The sequence below is a fragment of the Polynucleobacter sp. AP-Kaivos-20-H2 genome, from assembly GCF_018882215.1.
In the GTDB taxonomy this organism is placed as follows: Bacteria; Pseudomonadota; Gammaproteobacteria; order Burkholderiales; family Burkholderiaceae; genus Polynucleobacter.
Window position 1 is genome coordinate 342283 of the sequence record NZ_JACVOX010000001.1, and the last position, 20746, is coordinate 363028.

A 20746-nucleotide genomic window follows, 5' to 3' on the forward strand; every position below is an offset into this window, starting at 1 on the left:
AAGAGGCAATATTGCCAAAATCAGGACCTTATTTGGGTCTATGACCTAAAAAAGGGCAATTACACAACTCGCTCTTCTTTGAGGGCCCAAACCAGTGCAATTACCCAGCCAATCAGGGACCATCCTAAAAACAGGTTTAAGGCAAAAATAGCCCCTGTATTTGCCCTTTTTTTGTGAAATGCAATGGCAAAAGGGAGGAAATAAAAGAGGGAGAGAATAGTGATTAATATCGCAAATAAAAGGCGCATAGGTAATAAATTATTAGATTTGGGTAGATAAGATCCTATATTAACGATTTTGAAATTCCCCCGCCCCTGATGGCTATCGTTATAATTACTTTTTCCAACAGAGCTTAAGCGATGACCAAATACGTTTTTGTCACTGGTGGTGTGGTTTCTTCTTTAGGGAAAGGAATCGCAGCTGCCTCGCTTGCCGCGATTCTTGAATCCCGCGGTCTGAAAGTCACCCTCCTAAAATTAGACCCTTATATCAACGTTGACCCGGGCACTATGAGCCCACTCCAGCACGGAGAGGTTTTTGTAACTGAAGATGGTGCAGAGACAGACTTGGACTTGGGTCACTATGAGCGCTTTGTTTCTGCAAAGATGCGCAAAAGTAATAATTTCACCACTGGTCAGATTTATGAGTCAGTTATCAGCAAAGAGCGTCGCGGTGAATATCTTGGAAAAACAGTCCAAGTTATTCCGCACATTACAAATGAAATCCAAGCTTTTGTAGAGCGTGGCGCTAAAGCCAGTCATGATGGCAAAGCAGATGTTGCTATTTGCGAAATCGGCGGCACCGTTGGTGATATCGAATCACTTCCGTTCCTAGAGGCCGCAAGACAGATGAGCTTGCGACTACCTTTGCATGATTGCGCTTTTGTTCATTTGACTCTCGTCCCTTATATCCATAGCGCCGGCGAGTTAAAAACTAAACCAACGCAACACTCTGTTCAGAAGCTTCGTGAAATTGGCATCATGCCGACAGTATTGCTCTGCCGTGCTGACCGACCAATTCCTGAAGATGAGCGTGCAAAGATTTCTTTATTCTCAAATGTTCGTGAAGAAGCGGTAATCTCAGTTTGGGATGTAGATACGATTTACAAGATTCCTGAAATGCTCCAAGCCCAAGGCATGGATGATTTAATTTGCCGTCAACTAGATCTCAAAGCCAAGCCAGCAGATCTTTCTGTTTGGGCTAATTTAGTTTATGAAATGGCAAATCCACAACACGAAGTGACCATTGGTATGGTTGGCAAGTATGTGGAGCTAACGGAGTCATACAAATCACTGATTGAAGCTTTGCGTCACGCCGGCATTCATACACATACCCGCGTCAATATTAATTACATTGATTCCGAAGTCATTGAAAAAGATGGTATCGAGTGTCTACAAAATCTCGACGCTATCCTGGTTCCCGGTGGCTTTGGTAAACGTGGCACTGAAGGCAAAATTGCCGCCATTCGTTATGCACGTGAAAACAATGTTCCTTACTTGGGAATTTGTTTGGGTATGCAACTGGCCGTAATTGAATTTGCACGACATGTTGCGAATCTAACCAAGGCAAATAGTACTGAATTTGATCCCCAGTCTAAACAGCCTGTCGTTGCTCTGATAACCGAATGGTTGGACAGAGAAGGGCGAGTAGAGAAACGGACTAATGACTCCGATTTGGGCGGCACTATGCGCTTAGGGTCGCAACGCTGTCCAGTTAAAGCTGGAACCTTAGCCCATCGTATTTACGGTCCCGAGGTAAATGAGCGCCATCGTCATCGTTATGAAGTAAACAACACCTACGTACCTCAGTTGGAGAAATCTGGTTTGATTATTTCAGCTAGAACCCCTAATGAAGAGTTGCCGGAGATGATGGAATTACCAACCTCTATGCATCCTTGGTTCTTCGGTGTGCAGTTTCACCCTGAATTTACTTCAACACCACGGGATGGGCACCCTTTGTTCTCAGCTTTTATAAGTGCTGCACTTGAGCGCCAAAAAGCCGCTGAAAAGCAAGCTGCATAAAGGAAGAATATGAGCGCATTTAAGTTGTGTGGCTTTGACGTAGGTCTAGATCATCGCTTCTTTTTAATTGCTGGCCCCTGTGTCATTGAGTCAGAGCAATCAGCTATTGATATTGCCGGTCAATTGAAAGAAATTACTTCTGCTCTAAAGATCCCGTTTATCTACAAGTCATCGTTTGATAAAGCCAATCGTTCATCAGGAACGTCTTTCCGTGGTTTAGGTATGGATAAGGGCTTAGAGATTTTGGCTAACGTTAAAAAACAAGTTGAAGTTCCTGTGCTTACAGATGTTCATGACATCAGCGAAATTGCTGCCGTAGCTAGCGTTGTAGATGTATTGCAGACCCCGGCATTTTTATGCAGGCAAACTGATTTTATTCGCGCCTGCGCTCAAAGTGGCAAGCCCGTTAATTTTAAGAAGGGTCAGTTTCTTTCGCCGCACGAGATGTTGAATGTTATTGAGAAGGCTCGAGTAGCTGCTGCAGAAAAAAATCTTCCAGATCAATTTATGGTTTGCGAACGTGGCGCTTCCTTTGGCTACAACAACCTGGTTTCAGATATGCGTAGCTTGGCAATTCTGCGGGAATCTAACGCGCCAGTAGTATTTGATGCTACTCATTCAGTTCAATTGCCTGGAGGTCAAGGCAACTCTAGCGGCGGTCAACGTGAATTCGTACCCGTTTTGGCTCGTGCTGCTGTAGCGGTCGGCATTAGCGGCCTATTTATGGAAACCCATCCTGATCCAGCAAAAGCGCTATCCGATGGACCCAATGCCGTTCCTTTAGATCGCATGAAAGACCTGCTTGAATCTTTGGTAGCTATCGACAGCGCTGTTAAATCATCGGGAAGTTTTTTAGAAGACAGCTTTAAGTAAATTATTACAACCCATTTCATATTGTTTTAAGGAGAAGGTGCATGAGCGCCATTGTTGACATCATCGGTAGAGAAGTCCTGGATTCACGCGGTAACCCAACGGTTGAGTGCGATGTTTTGCTTGAGTCAGGTGTTATGGGTCGTGCGGCTGTGCCTTCTGGAGCTTCTACAGGATCTCGTGAGGCAATTGAGTTGCGCGATGGGGATAAGTCACGTTACCTGGGTAAAGGCGTCCTCAAGGCTGTTCAAAACATCAATATTGAGATTGCAGAATCCATTCTTGGACTTGATGCTAGTGAACAAGCTTTTCTTGATCGCACTCTGATTGAATTAGATGGCACTCATAACAAAGCACGCTTAGGTGCTAATGCAACGCTTGCGGTTTCTATGGCTGTTGCTAGAGCTGCAGCTGAAGAAGCGGGCCTGCCTTTATATCGTTATTTTGGCGGATCTGGCGGTATGCAGTTGCCAGTACCTATGATGAATATCGTGAATGGCGGTGCTCATGCCAATAACAGTTTGGACATTCAAGAATTCATGGTGATGCCAGTTGGCGCCGAAAACTTCCGTGACGCACTCCGTTGTGGTGCAGAGATTTTCCATGAGCTCAAAAAGATCTTAGGTGCTCAAGGTATGCCAACTACCGTTGGTGATGAGGGTGGTTTTGCACCAAACTTCAAGAGTAATCACGAATGCTTGCAGACCATCATGAAGGCAATTGAGGGTGCAGGCTATACGGCAGGCGAAGATGTTCTATTGGCTCTGGATTGCGCTGCTAGTGAGTTCTACAAAGATGGTAAATATCACTTGTCAGGAGAAGGTCTCCAATTAAGCTCAAGCGAGTTCTCTGATTACCTTGGTAACTTGACAGACCAATTCCCAATTGTTTCGATTGAGGATGGTATGCATGAAGGTGATTGGGATGGTTGGGCTGACATTACCAAAAAGCTTGGTAAGAAAATTCAATTGGTTGGTGATGATTTGTTTGTTACAAACACCCGTATCCTCCAAGAGGGAATAGACAAAGGCATTGCCAACTCTATTCTGATTAAGATTAATCAGATTGGCACTTTGACAGAAACGTTTGCTGCTATTGAGATGGCTAAGCGGGCAAATTATACTGCTGTGATTTCCCATCGCTCTGGCGAGACCGAAGACAGCACCATTGCAGATATTGCTGTTGGCACTAACGCAGGTCAAATTAAAACCGGTTCTTTATCACGCTCTGATCGCATCGCTAAATATAACCAGCTGTTGCGTATTGAAGAAGATCTGGGTGATGTGGCAACTTATCCAGGTAAATCTGTTTTCTATAATCTCAAACGCTAACTCAGAGTTCTTAATAGCTTATGCGGATTGTCATCTACTCTATGCTGGTATTGCTCATTGCAATCCAGTACCCACTTTGGCTGGGTAAGGGTGGATGGTTAAAGGTTTACGAAATGGAGCGACAAGTAGAGCTTCAAGAGGCTAAAAATAGTCTCTTGGCTCTTCGTAATGCTAAGTTATCTGGCGATGTTAAAGATCTGAAGGATGGCACTCGAGCTATTGAAGAGCGTGCTCGTGTTGAGCATGGCTTAATTAAGGAAGGTGAGTTTTTCGTGCAAATCTTGCCGACAGATAAAATATCAAACACCCAAGCTACCAAACAGTAATATTTTAATGCCCGCTGGATGGGGGTCTTGTGGCATCACTCAGTAAATCAGTTTTAAATACCTGCAGGCAATCAACCGCATCAAAGCGGTATGGTTTTGCACAGAAATCACAGACGGTTTCCACGACTCCTTGTTCCGCAAGAATGCTTTGAACCTCTTCCTCGCCAAGCATTCGCAAGATATCCGCAACCTTAGTACGAGAACATCTACAAGCAAAATGAATGGGGCGAGCAGGGAAGCTGCGTACACCGTTTTCGGCGGACTCTTCTAAAAATAAACGCCTCAAAATAGTCTCTGGTGGAAGTGTTAACAGTTCTTCATCAGTAATTGTTTCACCAAGCGTTTGGATACGTGACCAGCCTTCAGCAGCAACCTGCGGATCTAGATGTGCATGACCCCCAGAATTTGGTAAACGCTGTAGCAATAAGCCGCCAACATGGGTATCGCTGGAAGTAAGCCAAATGCGCGTGTCTAATTGTTCGGAGTTTTGCATATACAGGGCTATAGCCTCTGCAGCACTGGTGACCGGCTTAATGACTGCTCCTTGATGATCTTGTAGCGCTACGATACCTTGGTAGGGGGCTTGCCCCGGTTCACGGTCAGCCGGATCTAAGGTGATCACCAATCTTCCGCTGCCACTCACATCCAGTAGATCGGCCAAGGTTGCGTTGGGCATTATTTCAGAGGGGTCTACTGAAAGCTTGACTGTAGCCCTCATGGACAAATCAGACTTACATTCCACTACCAGAAGCTGTATAGGACCCTTGCTTTGCGCTTGAATAATGAGGGTCCCATCAAATTTAAGGCTGGCACTTAGAAGGGTGGCTGCACCAACAAAGTCGCCCAGAATCCGACGGACGGCAGGGGGGTCATTACGACGCTCTAGAACGGCCTGCCAGGCGCTCCCAATGGACACAATTTCCCCGCGAACTGGGGCGCCATCACACATAAAGACTAGTAATTCATTCATAGGGCAAAGTATCCACTTTTTTTCGGTTTTAGTCATAGTAAGCCTGACCTGAGATAATGTGATTTATGCATATTCGTACACGTTTCGCCCCAAGTCCCACGGGCTTTATTCATCTGGGAAATCTTCGCAGCGCTCTGTATCCATGGGCCTTTGCACGCCACAATAAAGGCGACTTCATTCTTCGGATTGAGGATACTGACCTTGAGCGTTCATCGCAGGAAGCTGTAGACGTCATCATCGAAGGGATGGCGTGGCTCGGCCTTGATTTGGATGAAGGTCCGATCTATCAGATGCAGCGTATTGATCGATATCGTGAAGTAGTAAAACAAATGCTGGATTCTGGATTGGCCTATCCGTGCTACATGAGCGAAGAAGAGCTCAATAAACTCCGCGATCAGCAAATGGCAAATAAAGAAAAGCCTCGCTATAACGGACTTTGGAGACCTGAGCCTGGCAAAACATTGCCGCCCGTTCCCGAAGGTGTAAGCCCAGTAATCCGCTTTAAGAATCCAATTGGTGGGTCAGTCATTTGGAATGACACTGTCAAAGGTCAAATAGAAATTAGTAATGATGAGTTGGATGATCTTGTTATTGCTAGACCAGACGGAACGCCTACCTATAACTTTTGCGTAGTGATTGATGACATGGATATGAACATCACCCACGTTATTCGGGGTGATGACCATGTCAATAATACCCCTAGACAAATCAACATCATGAAGGCGCTTGGAGGAACCCCGCCTGTCTATGCTCATCTGCCAACCGTCCTCAATGATGCCGGTGAAAAAATGAGTAAGCGTAACGGCGCGATGAGTGTGAGAGATTATCAAAAGGCAGGTTACCTTCCTGATGCAATCCTAAATTACCTAGCAAGACTTGGCTGGTCTCATGGTGATGCTGAGGTATTCACTAAAGAGCAATTTGTCGACTGGTTTGATTTGGAAAGTTTAGGTCGTTCACCAGCCCAACATAATCCAGAAAAATTACTTTGGTTAAACCATCAATATATTCAGAATTCAGAACCAGCCAAACTAGCAGCTGCAACTAAGCCATTTGCTCATGAGATGGGCATAGATACAGAATCCGGCCCAGACTTTGTTCAGGTAGTTGGTTTATTAAAAGATCGCGCAAATACTTTGATTGAAATTGCAGAAGGGGCTAAGCTGTTTTATTTGCCCGCACCCAATTTAAGCCCAGAGCAAATCAAAGAAAATATTGCCGAAGCAGTTATTCCTGCATTGAAAGATTTGGTTGAAGCTATTTCATCTGCAGAGCCGACTAAGGAAGCTTATGCGGCTGTTTTTAAGCAAATATTGGCAAAGCACCAAATCAAAATGCCAGCATTAGCAATGCCTGTTAGATACGCATTATTTGCCACTACGCAGACTCCAGCCATTGATTCCGTATTGGTTGTTTTGGGCAAGGAAGAAGCTGTCAAAAGGCTTTCCAAGGTTATCCAATAGAGAATTTGCGCATCTGCACAAAAATAGGATAAAATCTTGGATTGTTTTGAGTGTCTTGTAGTTTTATTGCGGGATTTAGGGGGTATAGCTCAGCTGGGAGAGCGCTTGCATGGCATGCAAGAGGTCAGCGGTTCGATCCCGCTTATCTCCACCAAGCATTTAAAATAGTTTTATTTAGAGTAGTCCAGGTCCCCATCGTCTAGAGGCCTAGGACATCACCCTTTCACGGTGAGTACGGGGGTTCGAATCCCCCTGGGGACGCCAGATTCTTCTGGTAGAAGTAAAGCTGTATGATGTTGCGTTACGCGATGTATTTGGAGCGGTAGTTCAGTTGGTTAGAATATCGGCCTGTCACGCCGAGGGTCGCGGGTTCGAGTCCCGTCCGTTCCGCCAAGACAAGGAAAAGCCCCCTTAACCGGGGGCTTTTCCTTGATTAAAAATAATTCTTTATACGTTCCCCGCCTCTTTACTGAATGTTTATTTAGTTGCAGTAGGCGCAGGCGTTATGTAATTTGCATTTAAATCAGTTGGACCCCCAAAATTAGCCCCTGCTCCTACAGAGCTATTTACGTTAACTGATGGATAGGTGGGAGTAAATTGCATTGATTTTGATGTTAGGTTTGCAGGGGCATTGGCTGTACTGCTAGCGCTCCCGCTGCTAGTGCTATTGCTGGGATTGGATTGTGTTGGGGTCTTCGTATCCGAGATGGCGCTACTGGTAGAAGGCTTTGGTGTTGTGCTCATCGCGTTAGAAGTATTTGCGGTGGCGGTCGTTTTAGTAGCAGAGGTAGTTATTGCAGACTTCTGAGCTGCGGCGGACTCAACTGCGGTAGTTTTTTGAACCGCAGCGGCAGCAGCAGCTTTTTGTGCAGCAGCGGCAGCAGCAGTTTTTTGTGCAGCAGCGGCAGCAGCAGTTTTTTGTGCAGCAGCGGCAGCAGCAGTTTTTTGTGCAGCAGCGGCAGCAGCAGTTTTTTGTGCAGCAGCATTTTGAGCGGTAATATCAGTGGTGATGGAGCTTGTTGCTGCTATAGCAAGAATAGGGGAGAGGATGCATAGGTAACCAGCAGTTATGTATCGGAAAAGTTTGAAATATTGCATGGTTACCTCAATTCAGATTGGGGACATCAAAATTACCACTAAGGCGTTTCAAAAGTATAAGCGTTTTAGCGTGAACCGTGCGCGCATCAAATAGCTCATATTCCGCCTCTCTGAGCTGTAAAACAGCCTGTATACCAACTTTCTTGGAAGCTTTAGTAATGCTATAGGCTAAATTGGCTCTCTCTAGGCGCTCTTTAGCCGCTTCATATTGCAAATAAGTTTGGTTAATCTCAGTTATTACTCTAGTTTTAGTGGCCACTAAGTTGACCTCTTGTTCTGCAACCGAATTGGATCCCGCGATGACATCAGAATCGATCATGAAACCATTACCTATAGGTATGGATAATAAAAAACTAAACGATTTTTGAGCGCCATAATCAAGTCCGCCTGTAGAGTAAGAGGGCGTTTCAGTATAGTAAATACCGGGCATTAGATCGACCCCTTTACTGGCTTTAATCGTCTCTAAATTAGCAGTTGCGGAATCTATTGAAGCCTTTCCTTGGCGCACATCAGTTCTTTTTTCCAATCCTTCTGAAACCAACGTCTTCACATTAAAATTTTCTGGTGGCATATTTAATGTGCCTACAGGCAATGGCAATTCTTTCTCGGCATTGCCAACAAAACTCACTAAAGTGTATGAATAATATTTAAGGTCATTACTAAGAACGCCCTGAGCAACCTGAAACTCTGCCTTGTTTCTTGAGGCCTCATCAGATGCAAACGGCTTGAGTCGATCAATTGAAGCTTGATAAGACTGCCACAGTAATTTAGTGCGTAAGGCATCTATGTAAGCAAAAATTGCCTGGGTTTCAACAGACTTGCTTTCCGTTAAGGCTTCAGCCATTTGGCGATTCAGGTCAGCTTGCGCTTGAGCTTCCCTGGCGGAGCGTTTACCCCAACCCTCAACAGTAATAGAGGCACCGTAAGTATTTGAGGACGGATTTGTATATCCAACGTATGGCGTTTGGGTATACATACTGCCGCGTACATAGGTCAAAATTGGGCTTATATAGGGTCGACCTGCTTGCTTTGCAACTGAGGCCGCAGAATCAGAATTTAGATTTTTTATCTTTATTGTTGGGTTATCCAAATTCACCTCGCCAATATAGGCAGAAAGCGCTATTGGTCGGAATTGGGTGTTGCTTGAATGGAAGACGGGAAGTGATTGAGCCCCGGCTTGTGTGTCATAGAGTAAGGCTAAAAAAATACAGGTAAAAAATTTTGAGGGCATTTGCATTGCTTAACTCTCATTACGATTTCTAATTATTAAGTTAGAGGTATTAAGATTCGTTTCTCTTGAGATCTCTTCTTTTTTGATGGATTGCGCTATGAAGTTAATGGTTTCATTGGCTACAATCTCGCGCTCATTATCAACTGTAATTATGTGATACGAGTTTCCCAGCCAAATCGTACGTCTAGTCTCGGATGAAATGGAATTAAGAATCAAGTCAGGATTTTTGGGGGAAGCCGTTTCATCGTCAACTGCATGAATAATCAAAACATCTGAATTAATTGAAGGCAGGTCTTTTTTGGTTTCTTTAATTAATTTTAAAGACTCAATCAAATGCCTTGCAGGTAAATGAGCTGCCCCGAGCTCGCTGACGCTGTTGGCTTCCACAGCTTTCTTGATGTGCTTTCGCATTTCGAGGTTTTTTACTCCGTACGGGGCTGTTTCCTTGTAATGCCAATTTCGAATGCCCAGAAAATATATAGCCTTAAGAAGAGGGTAATACCAGGGGACTGACCATCCATCAAAAATAAGCACTGGCGAAAGTAAGCTCAAGCTTTGAATATATGAATTGCGCTCTGCAACAGCCAGGGAAAGGGTTGCGCCCATACTGAGCCCCACCAGCGATACTGATGTATGCATTTGCATCAAATCAATAACAAATTGCTCCACATCATCAATCCAGTTTTTATAGGATGTAATGCCGGTATGCGCAGAATAACCCTTAATCCGGGGAATGGCGTAGCTGTATCCTGATTGTTTCAGTAATCTAGGAATGGCGCCCATTTCTAGTTCGGACCCGCATAACCCAGGTAACAGAACAACAGCATGCCCATTGCTTCCCTGCTGAAATAGAAGGCAGCGGTCGGAATTTAGTATTGGATCAGTCATTCGACATTATTCTGTTTTGATGATTTGTTGTTATATTATTAACCATGAAAATTAATAACGCTAAGCGCTGGGCAAAGCCCGGTCTCGAAGGCTATTTTGCAGCTTTTTGTGGAGTTTTTATTGCTTTTGCAATCAGGTATACCCTGCATCCCTTTCTGCAAGGTAATTTGCCCATGACATTTTTCATACTAAATACTATTCTCATTGCTCTGTTTTATGGATACCTCCCTAGCTTTTTAACAATTGCTATCTCCATCCCGTTGGCATTCTTTTTCTTTGTTCCGCCATTTGATTCCTTTGATATGCCAACCCCCCAAGATTCATTTGTGTTTGCTTCCTATATTCTCATTGCATTTATTGCCGTAGGAGTTATTGAATGGTTACAAAGGGAGCGCTATAAAGCTATTCTTGTTATTAGAGTAAGCAATAGCAACTTTCAAATGCTCAGTCAGGCCAGCGCTCATCTCAAAAAAGAGCGGAATCCTACTTAAAAACCCTCTTTTTAGCTGCTTGCAAATGGGGTGGATAGGACCTAGCTTCAAAAAACGTCTATTTGTGCTAAAATACGCTCCAAATGTACGTACGATTAATAGCCACTCTTTTTGTGCTCTGCCTACCTTTATCTGCATTTAGTGCGGGGTTAGGTTTTAATCCGTTCCAGAAGTCATCATCCCCAACGTCTCCAGGTGGCGCCAATCAGAAGCTGCCCCCAGTTACCGCACCAGCGCAAAATATTCAACCAAGCAAGCCAGTTGCACCTGCTTTAGCTCCTGCGGTTAAGCCTGAGAAACAAACCAAAAAATAAGCTTGTACTGCAATCATTTTTTTATATTGATGTGAAATACAAGCTCAGAGTCAGGTGAGCTATTTCTTTGTTGGCGAGCTAATGGATGCTGCCATAGCATCAAAGTAAATCACTTTAACTTGCTCACCCACGTTGATATCAGCCAATAGAGAAGGGTTCTTTACAGTAACGGTTGTTATTTTGCCGCTTGGGCCCTTAACGGAAACTAGTTTTTTCTCGCGATTCACTTCAACAATATCGGCAATGATGGTTGTTTTATTGGTGATCGTCTCGGATGGCTTTTCATCAGCCTTGGATTTGGTTACTGTGTTGGTTTCAACCTTTGAGCGAACACCATCGCTCTTGGTCTTAATTAACTCAATAGCTACAGCAAGTTCATAACTTACGCTAACTCGATCGCCTTTTTTGATCTGTGCAAAGTTGGTGATGTCAGGACCGGCAACAAACTTAGATTCGCCCTCCTTGTTTTTAAATGTAATAGTGCGAGTCTTCTTGTCGATCTTCACTACTTCACCTTCATATAGCTGGTAACGATTGTCAGTTACGGCAGCATCGATCACTGTTGGCTTGGCCGCTGGTGTAGATTGAGCAACAGCCGAAGAGGATCCAATAAAAAGGGTTGCAATAATCAAAGCAATCGGAGCGTATTTAGTATTCATTATTTTCCTTATATGTAAAAGGTACTAAATTCAATCTTAGCCTATTTTGAGAGCTAAATTGGCCCATAAAGTCAGATATTCGTTGACGAGGCTTAAATAGTCATCTTTTGTTAATATCTCACATCACATTGTTTTGCCTTATTTTGTCTACAAGGAATTTAAATGCCACAATTCGCTGCCAATCTCACCATGCTTTTTAATGAAGTGCCATTTATGGAGCGTTTTGAAAAAGCAGCGAAGTCTGGATTTCAGGCTGTGGAATTTCTTTTTCCTTACGCTTTTTCTGCGGAGGATATCAAGCAAAAGCTGGAGCAAAATAAACTCAAATTAGTTCTTCATAATTTACCTGCTGGTGATTGGGATGCGGGCGAACGCGGCATTGCCTGTTTGCCAGATCGTGTTGCAGAATTTCAGGAGGGCGTTGCCAAAGCTATTAAGCATGCAAAAGTGCTGGATGTTAAGCAGTTAAATTGTTTGGCTGGAAAAATTCCCGACGGTGCTGATAAAGCGTTATTACATAAAACATTTATTTCAAACTTACGTTACGCAGCCGACGCTTTAAAAGAAGTCAATATTAAACTTCTCATTGAACCAATCAATACATTCGATATTCCAGGCTTTTATTTATCTAGAACGCAGCAGGCCTTAGATATTCTGAATGAAGTGGGTTCAGATAATTTATTTATTCAATATGACATCTACCATGCCCAACGCATGGAAGGTGAGCTCTGCAAAACCATAGAAACCAATCTTTCTAAAATTGCACACATTCAATTGGCGGATAACCCCGGCAGAAATGAGCCAGGTACTGGAGAAATTAACTACCCGCATCTATTTCAGTTCATCGATAGCATTGGCTATCAAGGCTGGATTGGTTGCGAATACAAGCCAGCATCTAATACCGAAGCAGGATTAGACTGGATTAAAAATCTAAATAAATAACGATACGGAGACATTATGAGTAAGCAATTAAAGCTAGGATTTGTTGGTTTGGGAATAATGGGTACGCCCATGGCAGGCCATTTAGTCAATGCAGGGCACGAAGTGTTTATCAACACTCGCAGCAAAGCTCCGGAAGGACTAGCGTCTTCATCTGCAGTGCAATGCTCTTCACCTCAAGAAGTTGCTAGCAAAGCCGACATTATTTTTACTATGGTCCCAGACACTCCTGATGTTGACATGGTGCTGTTTGGTAAGAATGGAATAGCAGCTGGTCTTACCAAAGGGAAGATTGTTGTTGATATGAGTTCCATATCCCCAATTTCTACCAAAGAGTTTGCTAAGAAAATAAATGCATTAGGCTGCGATTACTTAGATGCTCCAGTTTCTGGCGGTGAGCTCGGTGCAAAAAATGCTACCCTCTCAATCATGGTTGGCGGAGATGAGGGTGTCTTTGAGAAAGTGAAGCCCGTATTTGAGTTGATGGGCAAAAATATTAATCTCGTGGGTGGAAATGGAGATGGTCAAACTGCTAAGGTGGCCAATCAAATTATTGTTGCTCTGAATATTGAGGCTGTAGCAGAAGCGCTCTTGTTTGCCTCTAAAGCTGGCGCTGACCCTGCAAAAGTACGGCAGGCTTTAATGGGTGGTTTTGCAAGCTCTAAGATCTTGGAGGTCCATGGCGAGAGAATGGTCAATCGTACTTTTGATCCCGGTTTCAGAATTGAATTGCATCAAAAAGATTTGAACCTTGCTCTCAATAGCGCTAGAGCTTTGGGTGTTTCATTACCCAATACGGCTACAGCACAGGAATTATTTAATTCATGTGCAGCTCATGGTGGCAAGGCCTGGGATCATTCAGCAATGGTGCGCGCTTTAGAGAAACTTGCAAACTTTGAAATTGGGCAAAAGGCATAAATCGATCCCATGCCTTCAACTTTAGTAGTTTATTTGCATGGTTTTCGCTCCTCCCCAAGATCGAGTAAAGCGGTCTTGACGGGGGATGCAGTAAAAGCCTTATCCACATTAGAGAATCAAATTGAGTGGTATTGCCCTCAGTTGTTAGCTTCACCAAAGGCCAGCATGGATATGGTGACAAAGTATATTGAAGCATCAACTCATGATCACTTGGTGATTATCGGCTCTTCTTTGGGTGGCTACTACACCAACTACTTGGCCGAGAAATTTGGCTGTAAAGCTGTAGTTCTCAACCCGGCAGTCAGAGCGCCAAAAGAGTTGGCGCCGCATGTTGGAATGCTTACCTCATACGATACCAACGAGCCCTACGATTTCCGCCCAGAATATATTGACGAACTAAAGGCGCTACAGGTTGGTGTGATTAGTAACCCGTCGCGTTATTTTCTAATCGCCGCAAAAGGTGACGAGCTCCTGGATTGGCAAGAAATGGTTGATTTCTACAAGGGTTCAGAGCAGCTGGTGCTTGATGGGGGTGACCATGGTATTTCAGATTACCCAGTTCATTTACCCAAAGTTCTGAATTTCATCTCTTGATGGTGGATTGATTGCTGCGCGCTTCTTCTGTAAGATGATCTAAACGACTGCCGCTCATTTGCGCTGTCTAGAAAGGAGAGTTTGTGCTGAGCATCTTGAAATTAGACGCAGGTGGAATTCCCCAGGGCTGGGTTAATGCAGAAGAAGCCACCAAACAATATGCTGATAGTAGCGTTTTGTGGACCTTAGGTGACCCCATTTTCCAAATGCGCGGTGGCATTTCAAGATCCACTGGCAAACAATCCATTATCGAGTTGCACTCCATCATTGCGGTAAAGGGAAGTGCCAAGATCAATCTCTTTGATGTGGTTCCCGTAATTACGAAACATAAACTGTTTAAGCGTGATCGTGGACTATGCGCTTATTGCGGTGACCCCATACACGAAAACCAAGCAGAAGCCGAGCACATCATTCCCAATAGTCGCGGCGGTAAATACAGTTGGATGAACTTGGTAATCTCCTGCAGGCCTTGCAATCAACGCAAAGGCAATCGCACTCCAGAGCAGGCCGGCATGTCCCTGTTGTATACGCCATATTTACCCAGCCTCTATGAAGACATGATTCTAAAAGGGCGCAACATTTTGGCGGACCAAATGGACTTCCTCGCAGCTAATTTGCCTAAAAATAGTCGCCTTCTAGAAGGTCTGATCTGAGCTTGAGAATAGGGTGGTGTAATTTTTTTCATCTTCCCAAGATACATTCCTTCAGAATCATTTTTGCAGCTTTGCTGCTATCGGTATTAGGACATCTCATTCTTTTTTTTGGACTCCCCTTCATCTCTTTTTCTGAACCTGCGCCAATCGCAGATGACTTAATTATTAGGACCGAACTAAAAGTAGATCCCCCAAAGAAGATTCAAATTTCAAAATCCCCCAGGAAGATTCCAAAGAAAACTGAATCGACCAACGTGGTTGAAGACTTGAATTTAACTACAACCGGTCAGCAGGGAGGCGATTCCAATCAAGCGGGTGTAGCTTTTAAATTACCCGAGTCAGGCATCATTTATTACGACTCTTACGTGGATGGTCAAAAGTATCAAACCGGTGAGATCGATTGGAGGGTTGATGGCAATAACTATCGCCTCTATATCAATATCCCGTATGCATTTGTTGGCCCATTTGTTTTTGAATCTCGTGGCTCGGTTGATTCCTATGGAATAGCCCCAATTCTCTATTGGTCACAACGAGGTACAAAACCCCCTCGTTATTCGCGCTTTGATCGAAATGAAAGTGGGCGAGGGCAGATGTTCTTCTCCGAGAAACCTGAGTTCACCCCTGAAATATTGCCTGGAACCCAAGATCGTTTCAGCCTAATGTTCCAGCTGGCCTCATTATTGAATGGAGATAGCAAGTTGGATGAAGCGGGGGCTATTCGGCAAATACCGGTGGTTGACTACAACACCCTAGAGATGTGGAACTTTAAAAGCTATGGTGAGGTAACTTCAGAGGATATACCCAGCCTAGGCAAGGCTGTAAATCGTCATTACGCCTTAATGCAACGAGAAAACGACCCATACAAGCGCCAGGTAGACATCTGGCTTGCAAAAGACCTTGAGTGGCTACCAGGGCGAATTCGTTCTCAAGAATCGAATGGAAGGGTACTTGAGCTGGTTTTCAAGCAAAAGAACCCTATTGCAAGTGTAGTAACGCCTTTATTCTAAAAACCAGATCCAGATCTCGGATTTTGATTATTGTGACCTAGTAGTGCACCCATCATTGTGTACAAGGCAGCGCCTGACATTGATACTGCAAAAATCCCTGAAAAAGAGATGATGATGGGCAGAATGCGCCACTGCTCTGTTAACTTGTAATCACCATATCCAACAGTCGTATACATTTCACCGGCAAAGTAAAAGGTTTGTGGGTTGGTTGGGAACACCTTTAAGGCTACGCAAATGTAGGCCCAAACTACGATTTCAGCTAAATGGATAGCAATAACTAAGAGTATGGCTACGAAATACGACAGAAAGCTTGCTCCAACAATGCGCCGTCTAGTCATGACTTGATCGATAGTATGAAATGCACCAGCAATACCTAGAACGGCAACCGCATGAACAGCCAACATCAGGCATGCACTTACGACAATCACCCAGATCTGACCATTTCCCATGTCTGCATTTATCTCATTGAATAGGGTTGCAAAGCTAGGAAGGTCAGTATTTTGAAAAAGGCTAAGCATGATCGTTCTTGAGTGGGTTGGACTACAAAAATATCTTATTTGACATAATAATGATTATACGCAGAAAGGTATATCAGGATTTGAGTTGACTAAGGGCCTTTGGCACTAATTAAGGTTGCTTATAGAGCTTCTGCCAGCGTGAACTCAAGCCTTCCGCAATCCATGGTTTCTCATAAATCAGCGCAATATCAATAGCCGTAAATCCTTGTGAGTTGCGTAATTGGAGATCAGCCCCCTTATCCAGCAATAACTTAACCAATGCCTCATTGCCAGACTGAACCGCCATCATTAAGGGCGTTGTATTGCTTGGGCTAAGAGCATCAACAATAGCTCCGTTGGCGATTAAATATTGGGCAATCTCTAGATGACCTTTTGCACATGCGTAATGTAAAGGCGTCCAGCCTATGTGGTTAATTTGCGCTTTATGTTGCTGTACGAGGCTTTTAACAAGCGGTAAATTGCCATCTATGGATGCAATCATGAGTGGTGTTTCACCGAATTTATTGGAAATATCCACATCAGTAGCCTTATTAGCCACCAGAAACGTGATGACATCCTCAGACTTGTCCTTAATGGCTAGATTCAGCATTAGCTCGCCCCTGGCATCGATTGAATTCGGGTTAACGCCTTTGGATACTAGGGATCTAACGGTAGAGACATCGTTGAATTTGGCTGCTTTAGCAAAATCAGCAATATCAGCGTCGGATTGAGCTAATGCGAAGTTATTTAAGCTTAGGAAGAAGCAAAAAATACAGACAATTATCTTAATTTTATTTCTCATGAAAATTTTCTATCTATTTGAAAACATTCATAAAAATTACTTGAAGTTTGTTTAGCTAGGTCATCAATGGATACGCTTTTAAGATCGGCAATAAATTCACCGACTTTGGATACCCATGCAGGCTCATTTGTCTTGCCGCGATATGGTATGGGCGCTAAATAAGGCGAATCTGTCTCAATGAGCATTCTATCCAAGGGTACTTGTTTACAGGTTTCTTGGAGTTCTTTAGCGCTTTTGAAGGTCACTATCCCTGAAAAGGAGATAAAAAATCCCATTTCCATGGCCGCCTTTGCAACATCGTAGGATTCGGTAAAGCAATGCATCACCCCACCAATTTGATGGGCACCCTCCTCTTTGAGGATTTTGATGGTGTCCTCAGAGGCAGACCTTGTATGGATGATGAGGGGCTTCTTAGATGCGATGGAAGCTCTGATATGAGTTCTAAACCGCACCCGTTGCCATTCCATGGACTCATAACTACGATCACCCATGCGGTAGTAATCAAGTCCTGTTTCACCAATTGCAACGATTTTGGGGTGCTTTAGAGCCGTCTCAACCAGAAAATCAAAGGTAGGCTCAGGGGTGTCTTCGTAATCAGGATGAACGCCAACAGACGCAAAGAGGTTTGGGTGATCTTGCGCTAATTTAAGTACATTGGGAAAGTCCGGCAAATCAACGGATACACACAAAGCATGACTTACTTTGGCCGAATGCATATTACCCAATACTTCGGGTAGGCGGGATTGAAATTCCGGGAAATCGAGATGGCAATGAGAGTCTATGAACATGACCCGTTATTTTAAACTGCCTGGGTTTATTTTATGAGCCAAAAATCTGTTGGTATTGGGAAAGCAATGCTTCTAACTGGATGCGGTTGGCTAGAGGATGATTTTCATGGCGACGAGCCTGGATGAGCGACTTCCATAGCTGGAGCATTCTTTGAACGTTCACTGCTTTTGAAAGGCCCTGAAGCGTAGAGATGTGCTTTGGGTAATACCGTGGCGCACCATCTTGGACAACTGACTGCAAATCTGAGATCCAGCGTTGCATACTTGCTAAAAGAAAGCCATATTGAGCCTTGTATGTCTTCTCAGCTGCATCTAGCCAATTCATTCCCGCACCCTGAGCCATCGATTGCAATAAGTAGCGTGATGCCTGAATTGATACCGTGAGCTCATCCTTCTCGTCTTTATTGTGCCTTGCGATCAAAGAGCTCAATACTGAGAATGGCGCCCCGCCCTGCTCGTCGTAAATGGTTTCGACATCCCCATCATTTACTTTTAGGCCGTCAATAGTATTCAGTTGTGTTTTTAGCCAAGCCAATCCTTGCTCACGATCAGGGCGTGGTGCAGTCAGAAGTCGGCAGCGCGATCTAATTGTAGGTAAGACGCGATCAACACGATCGGCTAACAATATAAAGATGGTGTTGGCTGGAGGCTCTTCTAGAGATTTTAATAAAGTGTTAGCGGAGTCCGTGCGCAACATTTCCAAGGGATAAATCAATATCACACGATTACCACCGCGATGTGAGCCAATGGAAAGATTTTCTATGGCATGACGGGTTTCTTCAATGGAGATATTTTTCTTCTCTTTTTTTTCGCTTGAATCACTGTCATCATCACGTGCCGCTTTACCTCTTTTGGGTGTTTCGTCACTCTCATAATCAGCGTGAGGTAGGAGCTTTCGATGCGTTTCAGGAACTAAAGCAATAAAGTCCGGATGGTTGCCCGTATCAAACCAGTGGCAGGCTTCGCATTGATTGCAGGGTTTTATTGCTGCATTTGAATTCTCGCAAAGAAGTGCCTTAGCAAGCTCAACAGAGAACGCAAACTTACCGATACCGGACTGCCCGTGCAACAAAATCGCATTAGGGAAATTGGCAAAATCCAAGCTTTCCCATAATGGCTTAAGCCAAGGCGCCATCAGATTATCTTGCTTCACTTAAATCGCAATCTGAATAAGTTTCAGACCGTCCCAAATAGCTTCAGGGGTTTTCGTTGCATCGACTAGATGAAAGCGTGATGAATCATCCTTGGCTCTTCTCAAGTATTCCTGACGAACTCTTTCAAAAAAATCTAGATCCATTTTTTCAAATTTATCCGGGGCACGGACCTTGGAGCGTCTTGCCTCTGCAACCTCACCAGGTAAGTCAAACAGGATTGTTAAGTTGGGTTGCAAAAGTGAACCATCGGGGCGACCCTGAACCCAACGCTCTAATTCATTTAACTTTGCCAAGCTCAGGCCGCGACCACCACCTTGGTAGGCGAAGCTAGCATCTGTAAAGCGATCTGAAATAACAATCTTTCCTGCCGACAGTGCTGGCTCAATGATCTGTGCAATATGTTCACGACGTGCAGCAAACATTAATAAGGCCTCAGTCTCCAAATTCATTGGTGCATCTAAAAGTAGATTGCGCAATTGTTCACCCAAACTAGTTCCACCAGGTTCACGAGTCATCACCACCTCTTTATTTGGGTAGCGCTCTTGCATCAAACTTCTAAAGGCGTCAACGTGCGTACTCTTTCCCGCGCCGTCAATACCTTCGAAACTAATGAAATATCCGTTTTGTGCTGATGTCATAGTTAAATGAATTTAGTTGGCGCCCTTTCCAGGCGCAATTTTGCGTTGGTACCGATCTACTGCTGACTCATGCTCTTTTAAGCTTTGAGAAAAGTGACTGCTACCATCGCCTTTTGCCACGAAAAATAAGGCCTCACTTTTAGCAGGATGCGCAGCAGCCAAAATAGACTCTTTACTGGGCATTGCGATGGGGCTAGGAGGTAAACCTTTATGCATATAGGTATTGTAGGCAGTGTCTTTGCGTAAATCCGCTTTCCGCAAATTTCCATCAAATTTAGGGCCTATTCCGTAGATAACCGTAGGATCGGTTTGAAGAGGCATTCCTTTATTGAGTCTATTTATAAATACCGCAGAAATCATATCCCGATCGCTTGAGCGGCCAGTTTCCTTTTCGATGATGGAAGACAGGATTAAGAGTTCATAGGGTGTTTTTAAGGGAAGCCCAGGCTCTTTTTGATCCCAAGCCTGGTTTAGTTGCTTTTGCATTGCTTGTGCGGCTCTACGATAAATATTTAAATCCGGTTCATCAGGGTCAAATATATAGGTATCAGGAAGAAAAAGTCCTTCATCACTGGGGTAGCTAAGATTGAGGGATTGCAGCAAATTCTTATTGCTCATACCCTTGGTTTGATGGATGAGAGCTGGGTGCATATCGATGATGCTCCGCAGTTGCCAGATAGACATACCCGGAATAATCGCAATACTTTCCCTCACTCGGTCACCGCGTGCTATTTGCAGTAACACTTTTCCGAGGCTCCCTCCTACTGGAAACATATAGGTGCCAGGCTTTAGTTTTGATCCCACGAAAATACTTCTAGCGCCAACCTGGATAGTGAATTTATTGATCGATAAGCCTTGCTCACCCAACTGATCGGCAATGCTAGAAAGGCTTGAATTCGGATTAATCTTCACTTTATAAACAGGTGCGCTATCGACATTGGGAGTGTTGGGCACCACTGGCAGTAAAAAAATACCGCCATAAATTAGACCTAGGAAGATTAACAGAAGGGCAAACCAATACTTGAGACCTCGATCTTTTGACTTTTTCTTAATAAATAGAGATCTGCTCTGAATTTTTCTGCTCATCAGGCTAT

24 protein-coding genes and 3 tRNA genes are annotated in these 20746 nt (G+C 44.1%); 15 read left to right on the forward strand and 12 right to left on the reverse strand.

Going from position 1 to position 20746, the window contains the following annotated elements; genetic code table 11:
• Positions 1-59: 59 nt before the first annotated feature.
• Complete coding sequence (locus ICE89_RS01670; RefSeq protein WP_216263202.1) at positions 60-248, reverse strand: superinfection immunity protein; 189 nt, start codon at positions 246-248, stop codon at positions 60-62.
• Positions 249-359: 111 nt separating this feature from the next.
• Between ICE89_RS01670 and ICE89_RS01675 the strand changes: the two genes are divergently transcribed.
• From ICE89_RS01675 to ftsB, 4 genes are read left to right on the forward strand one after another with little or no spacing between them, the layout of a single operon-like run.
• The gene (locus ICE89_RS01675) at positions 360-2021 is read left to right on the forward strand and encodes a CTP synthase (RefSeq protein ID WP_216264413.1); all 1662 of its coding nucleotides are present in this window, start codon (positions 360-362) and stop codon (positions 2019-2021) included.
• Between the two features lie 9 nt (positions 2022-2030).
• The gene (gene kdsA / locus ICE89_RS01680) at positions 2031-2894 is read left to right on the forward strand and encodes a 3-deoxy-8-phosphooctulonate synthase (protein ID WP_216264414.1); all 864 of its coding nucleotides are present in this window, start codon (positions 2031-2033) and stop codon (positions 2892-2894) included.
• A 41-nt stretch (positions 2895-2935) separates the two neighbouring features.
• On the forward strand, positions 2936-4222 hold the full coding sequence (gene eno, locus ICE89_RS01685; RefSeq protein ID WP_072582415.1) for a phosphopyruvate hydratase: 1287 nt from the start codon (positions 2936-2938) through the stop codon (positions 4220-4222).
• A gap of 20 nt (positions 4223-4242) precedes the next feature.
• Complete coding sequence (ftsB, locus tag ICE89_RS01690; protein ID WP_216264415.1) at positions 4243-4548, forward strand: cell division protein FtsB; 306 nt, start codon at positions 4243-4245, stop codon at positions 4546-4548.
• Between the two features lie 4 nt (positions 4549-4552).
• Here ftsB and ICE89_RS01695 read toward each other — a convergent pair whose 3' ends face one another.
• A complete protein-coding gene (locus ICE89_RS01695) occupies positions 4553-5518 on the reverse strand; it encodes an Hsp33 family molecular chaperone HslO (protein WP_216265002.1) in 966 nt (321 codons plus the stop codon).
• A 65-nt stretch (positions 5519-5583) separates the two neighbouring features.
• Between ICE89_RS01695 and gltX the strand changes: the two genes are divergently transcribed.
• The 4 genes from gltX to ICE89_RS01715 all read left to right on the forward strand — a co-directional run bounded on the left by gltX (position 5584) and on the right by ICE89_RS01715 (position 7374).
• A complete protein-coding gene (gltX, locus tag ICE89_RS01700) occupies positions 5584-6981 on the forward strand; it encodes a glutamate--tRNA ligase (protein WP_216264416.1) in 1398 nt (465 codons plus the stop codon).
• Positions 6982-7059: 78 nt separating this feature from the next.
• Positions 7060-7135 (forward strand) — tRNA-Ala (locus ICE89_RS01705).
• Between the two features lie 34 nt (positions 7136-7169).
• A tRNA-Glu gene (locus ICE89_RS01710) sits at positions 7170-7245 on the forward strand.
• 52 nt (positions 7246-7297) lie between these two features.
• A tRNA-Asp gene (locus ICE89_RS01715) sits at positions 7298-7374 on the forward strand.
• 84 nt (positions 7375-7458) lie between these two features.
• Here ICE89_RS01715 and ICE89_RS01720 read toward each other — a convergent pair.
• The 3 genes from ICE89_RS01720 to ICE89_RS01730 are packed head-to-tail and all read right to left on the reverse strand — an operon-like array spanning position 7459 to position 10198.
• Positions 7459-8079 carry a hypothetical protein gene (locus ICE89_RS01720; RefSeq protein ID WP_216264417.1) on the reverse strand — a complete coding sequence of 207 codons (621 nt, stop codon included), beginning with the start codon at positions 8077-8079 and terminating at the stop codon, positions 7459-7461.
• A gap of 7 nt (positions 8080-8086) precedes the next feature.
• Positions 8087-9310, reverse strand: a complete 1224-nt coding sequence (locus ICE89_RS01725) for a TolC family protein (protein ID WP_216264418.1) — start codon at positions 9308-9310, stop codon at positions 8087-8089.
• Positions 9311-9319: 9 nt separating this feature from the next.
• A complete protein-coding gene (locus ICE89_RS01730) occupies positions 9320-10198 on the reverse strand; it encodes a carboxylesterase (RefSeq protein ID WP_216264419.1) in 879 nt (292 codons plus the stop codon).
• A 44-nt stretch (positions 10199-10242) separates the two neighbouring features.
• Between ICE89_RS01730 and ICE89_RS01735 the strand changes: the two genes are divergently transcribed.
• Together ICE89_RS01735 and ICE89_RS01740 are read left to right on the forward strand one after the other, a co-directional pair.
• Positions 10243-10689, forward strand: coding sequence for a DUF4118 domain-containing protein (locus tag ICE89_RS01735; RefSeq protein WP_216264420.1), 447 nt, complete (start codon positions 10243-10245; stop codon positions 10687-10689).
• An 83-nt stretch (positions 10690-10772) separates the two neighbouring features.
• Positions 10773-11003 carry a hypothetical protein gene (locus tag ICE89_RS01740; RefSeq protein ID WP_216264421.1) on the forward strand — a complete coding sequence of 77 codons (231 nt, stop codon included), beginning with the start codon at positions 10773-10775 and terminating at the stop codon, positions 11001-11003.
• Between the two features lie 59 nt (positions 11004-11062).
• On the opposite strand, the gene ICE89_RS01745 is transcribed toward ICE89_RS01740, so the two are convergent.
• Positions 11063-11662 (reverse strand): hypothetical protein, encoded by a 600-nt coding sequence (locus ICE89_RS01745; protein WP_216264422.1) that lies wholly within the window; start codon positions 11660-11662, stop codon positions 11063-11065.
• A 162-nt stretch (positions 11663-11824) separates the two neighbouring features.
• Here ICE89_RS01745 and hyi point away from each other — a divergent pair, with 162 nt between their 5' ends.
• The 5 genes from hyi (at position 11825) to ICE89_RS01770 (ending at position 15773) form a co-directional block, all read left to right on the forward strand.
• Complete coding sequence (gene hyi / locus ICE89_RS01750) at positions 11825-12604, forward strand: hydroxypyruvate isomerase (protein WP_216264423.1); 780 nt, start codon at positions 11825-11827, stop codon at positions 12602-12604.
• A 15-nt stretch (positions 12605-12619) separates the two neighbouring features.
• Positions 12620-13519: a 2-hydroxy-3-oxopropionate reductase gene (gene glxR, locus ICE89_RS01755; protein WP_216861932.1), complete on the forward strand. Its 900-nt coding sequence runs from the start codon at positions 12620-12622 to the stop codon at positions 13517-13519.
• A gap of 9 nt (positions 13520-13528) precedes the next feature.
• Positions 13529-14113 carry a YqiA/YcfP family alpha/beta fold hydrolase gene (locus ICE89_RS01760; protein ID WP_216264424.1) on the forward strand — a complete coding sequence of 195 codons (585 nt, stop codon included), beginning with the start codon at positions 13529-13531 and terminating at the stop codon, positions 14111-14113.
• An 83-nt stretch (positions 14114-14196) separates the two neighbouring features.
• A complete protein-coding gene (locus ICE89_RS01765; protein WP_370623966.1) occupies positions 14197-14766 on the forward strand; it encodes an HNH endonuclease in 570 nt (189 codons plus the stop codon).
• A 266-nt stretch (positions 14767-15032) separates the two neighbouring features.
• A complete protein-coding gene (locus ICE89_RS01770) occupies positions 15033-15773 on the forward strand; it encodes a DUF3108 domain-containing protein (protein ID WP_255558622.1) in 741 nt (246 codons plus the stop codon).
• Here the strand turns inward: ICE89_RS01770 and ICE89_RS01775 are convergent.
• The 6 genes from ICE89_RS01775 to mltG all read right to left on the reverse strand — a co-directional run bounded on the left by ICE89_RS01775 (position 15770) and on the right by mltG (position 20738).
• Entirely contained in the window at positions 15770-16291 is a 522-nt protein-coding gene (locus ICE89_RS01775) for an ion channel (RefSeq protein ID WP_216264425.1), read from the reverse strand. The genes ICE89_RS01770 and ICE89_RS01775 overlap by 4 nt on opposite strands.
• A gap of 109 nt (positions 16292-16400) precedes the next feature.
• Positions 16401-17072 carry an ankyrin repeat domain-containing protein gene (locus tag ICE89_RS01780; protein ID WP_216264426.1) on the reverse strand — a complete coding sequence of 224 codons (672 nt, stop codon included), beginning with the start codon at positions 17070-17072 and terminating at the stop codon, positions 16401-16403.
• Positions 17069-17860, reverse strand: coding sequence for a TatD family hydrolase (locus ICE89_RS01785; RefSeq protein ID WP_216264427.1), 792 nt, complete (start codon positions 17858-17860; stop codon positions 17069-17071). Before ICE89_RS01785 ends, ICE89_RS01780 begins: the two co-directional genes overlap by 4 nt.
• A gap of 31 nt (positions 17861-17891) precedes the next feature.
• Complete coding sequence (locus ICE89_RS01790; RefSeq protein WP_216264428.1) at positions 17892-19013, reverse strand: DNA polymerase III subunit delta'; 1122 nt, start codon at positions 19011-19013, stop codon at positions 17892-17894.
• Positions 19014-19652, reverse strand: coding sequence for a dTMP kinase (gene tmk, locus ICE89_RS01795; protein ID WP_216264429.1), 639 nt, complete (start codon positions 19650-19652; stop codon positions 19014-19016).
• A gap of 12 nt (positions 19653-19664) precedes the next feature.
• Complete coding sequence (gene mltG, locus ICE89_RS01800) at positions 19665-20738, reverse strand: endolytic transglycosylase MltG (RefSeq protein ID WP_216264430.1); 1074 nt, start codon at positions 20736-20738, stop codon at positions 19665-19667.
• Positions 20739-20746: the final 8 nt, after the last annotated feature.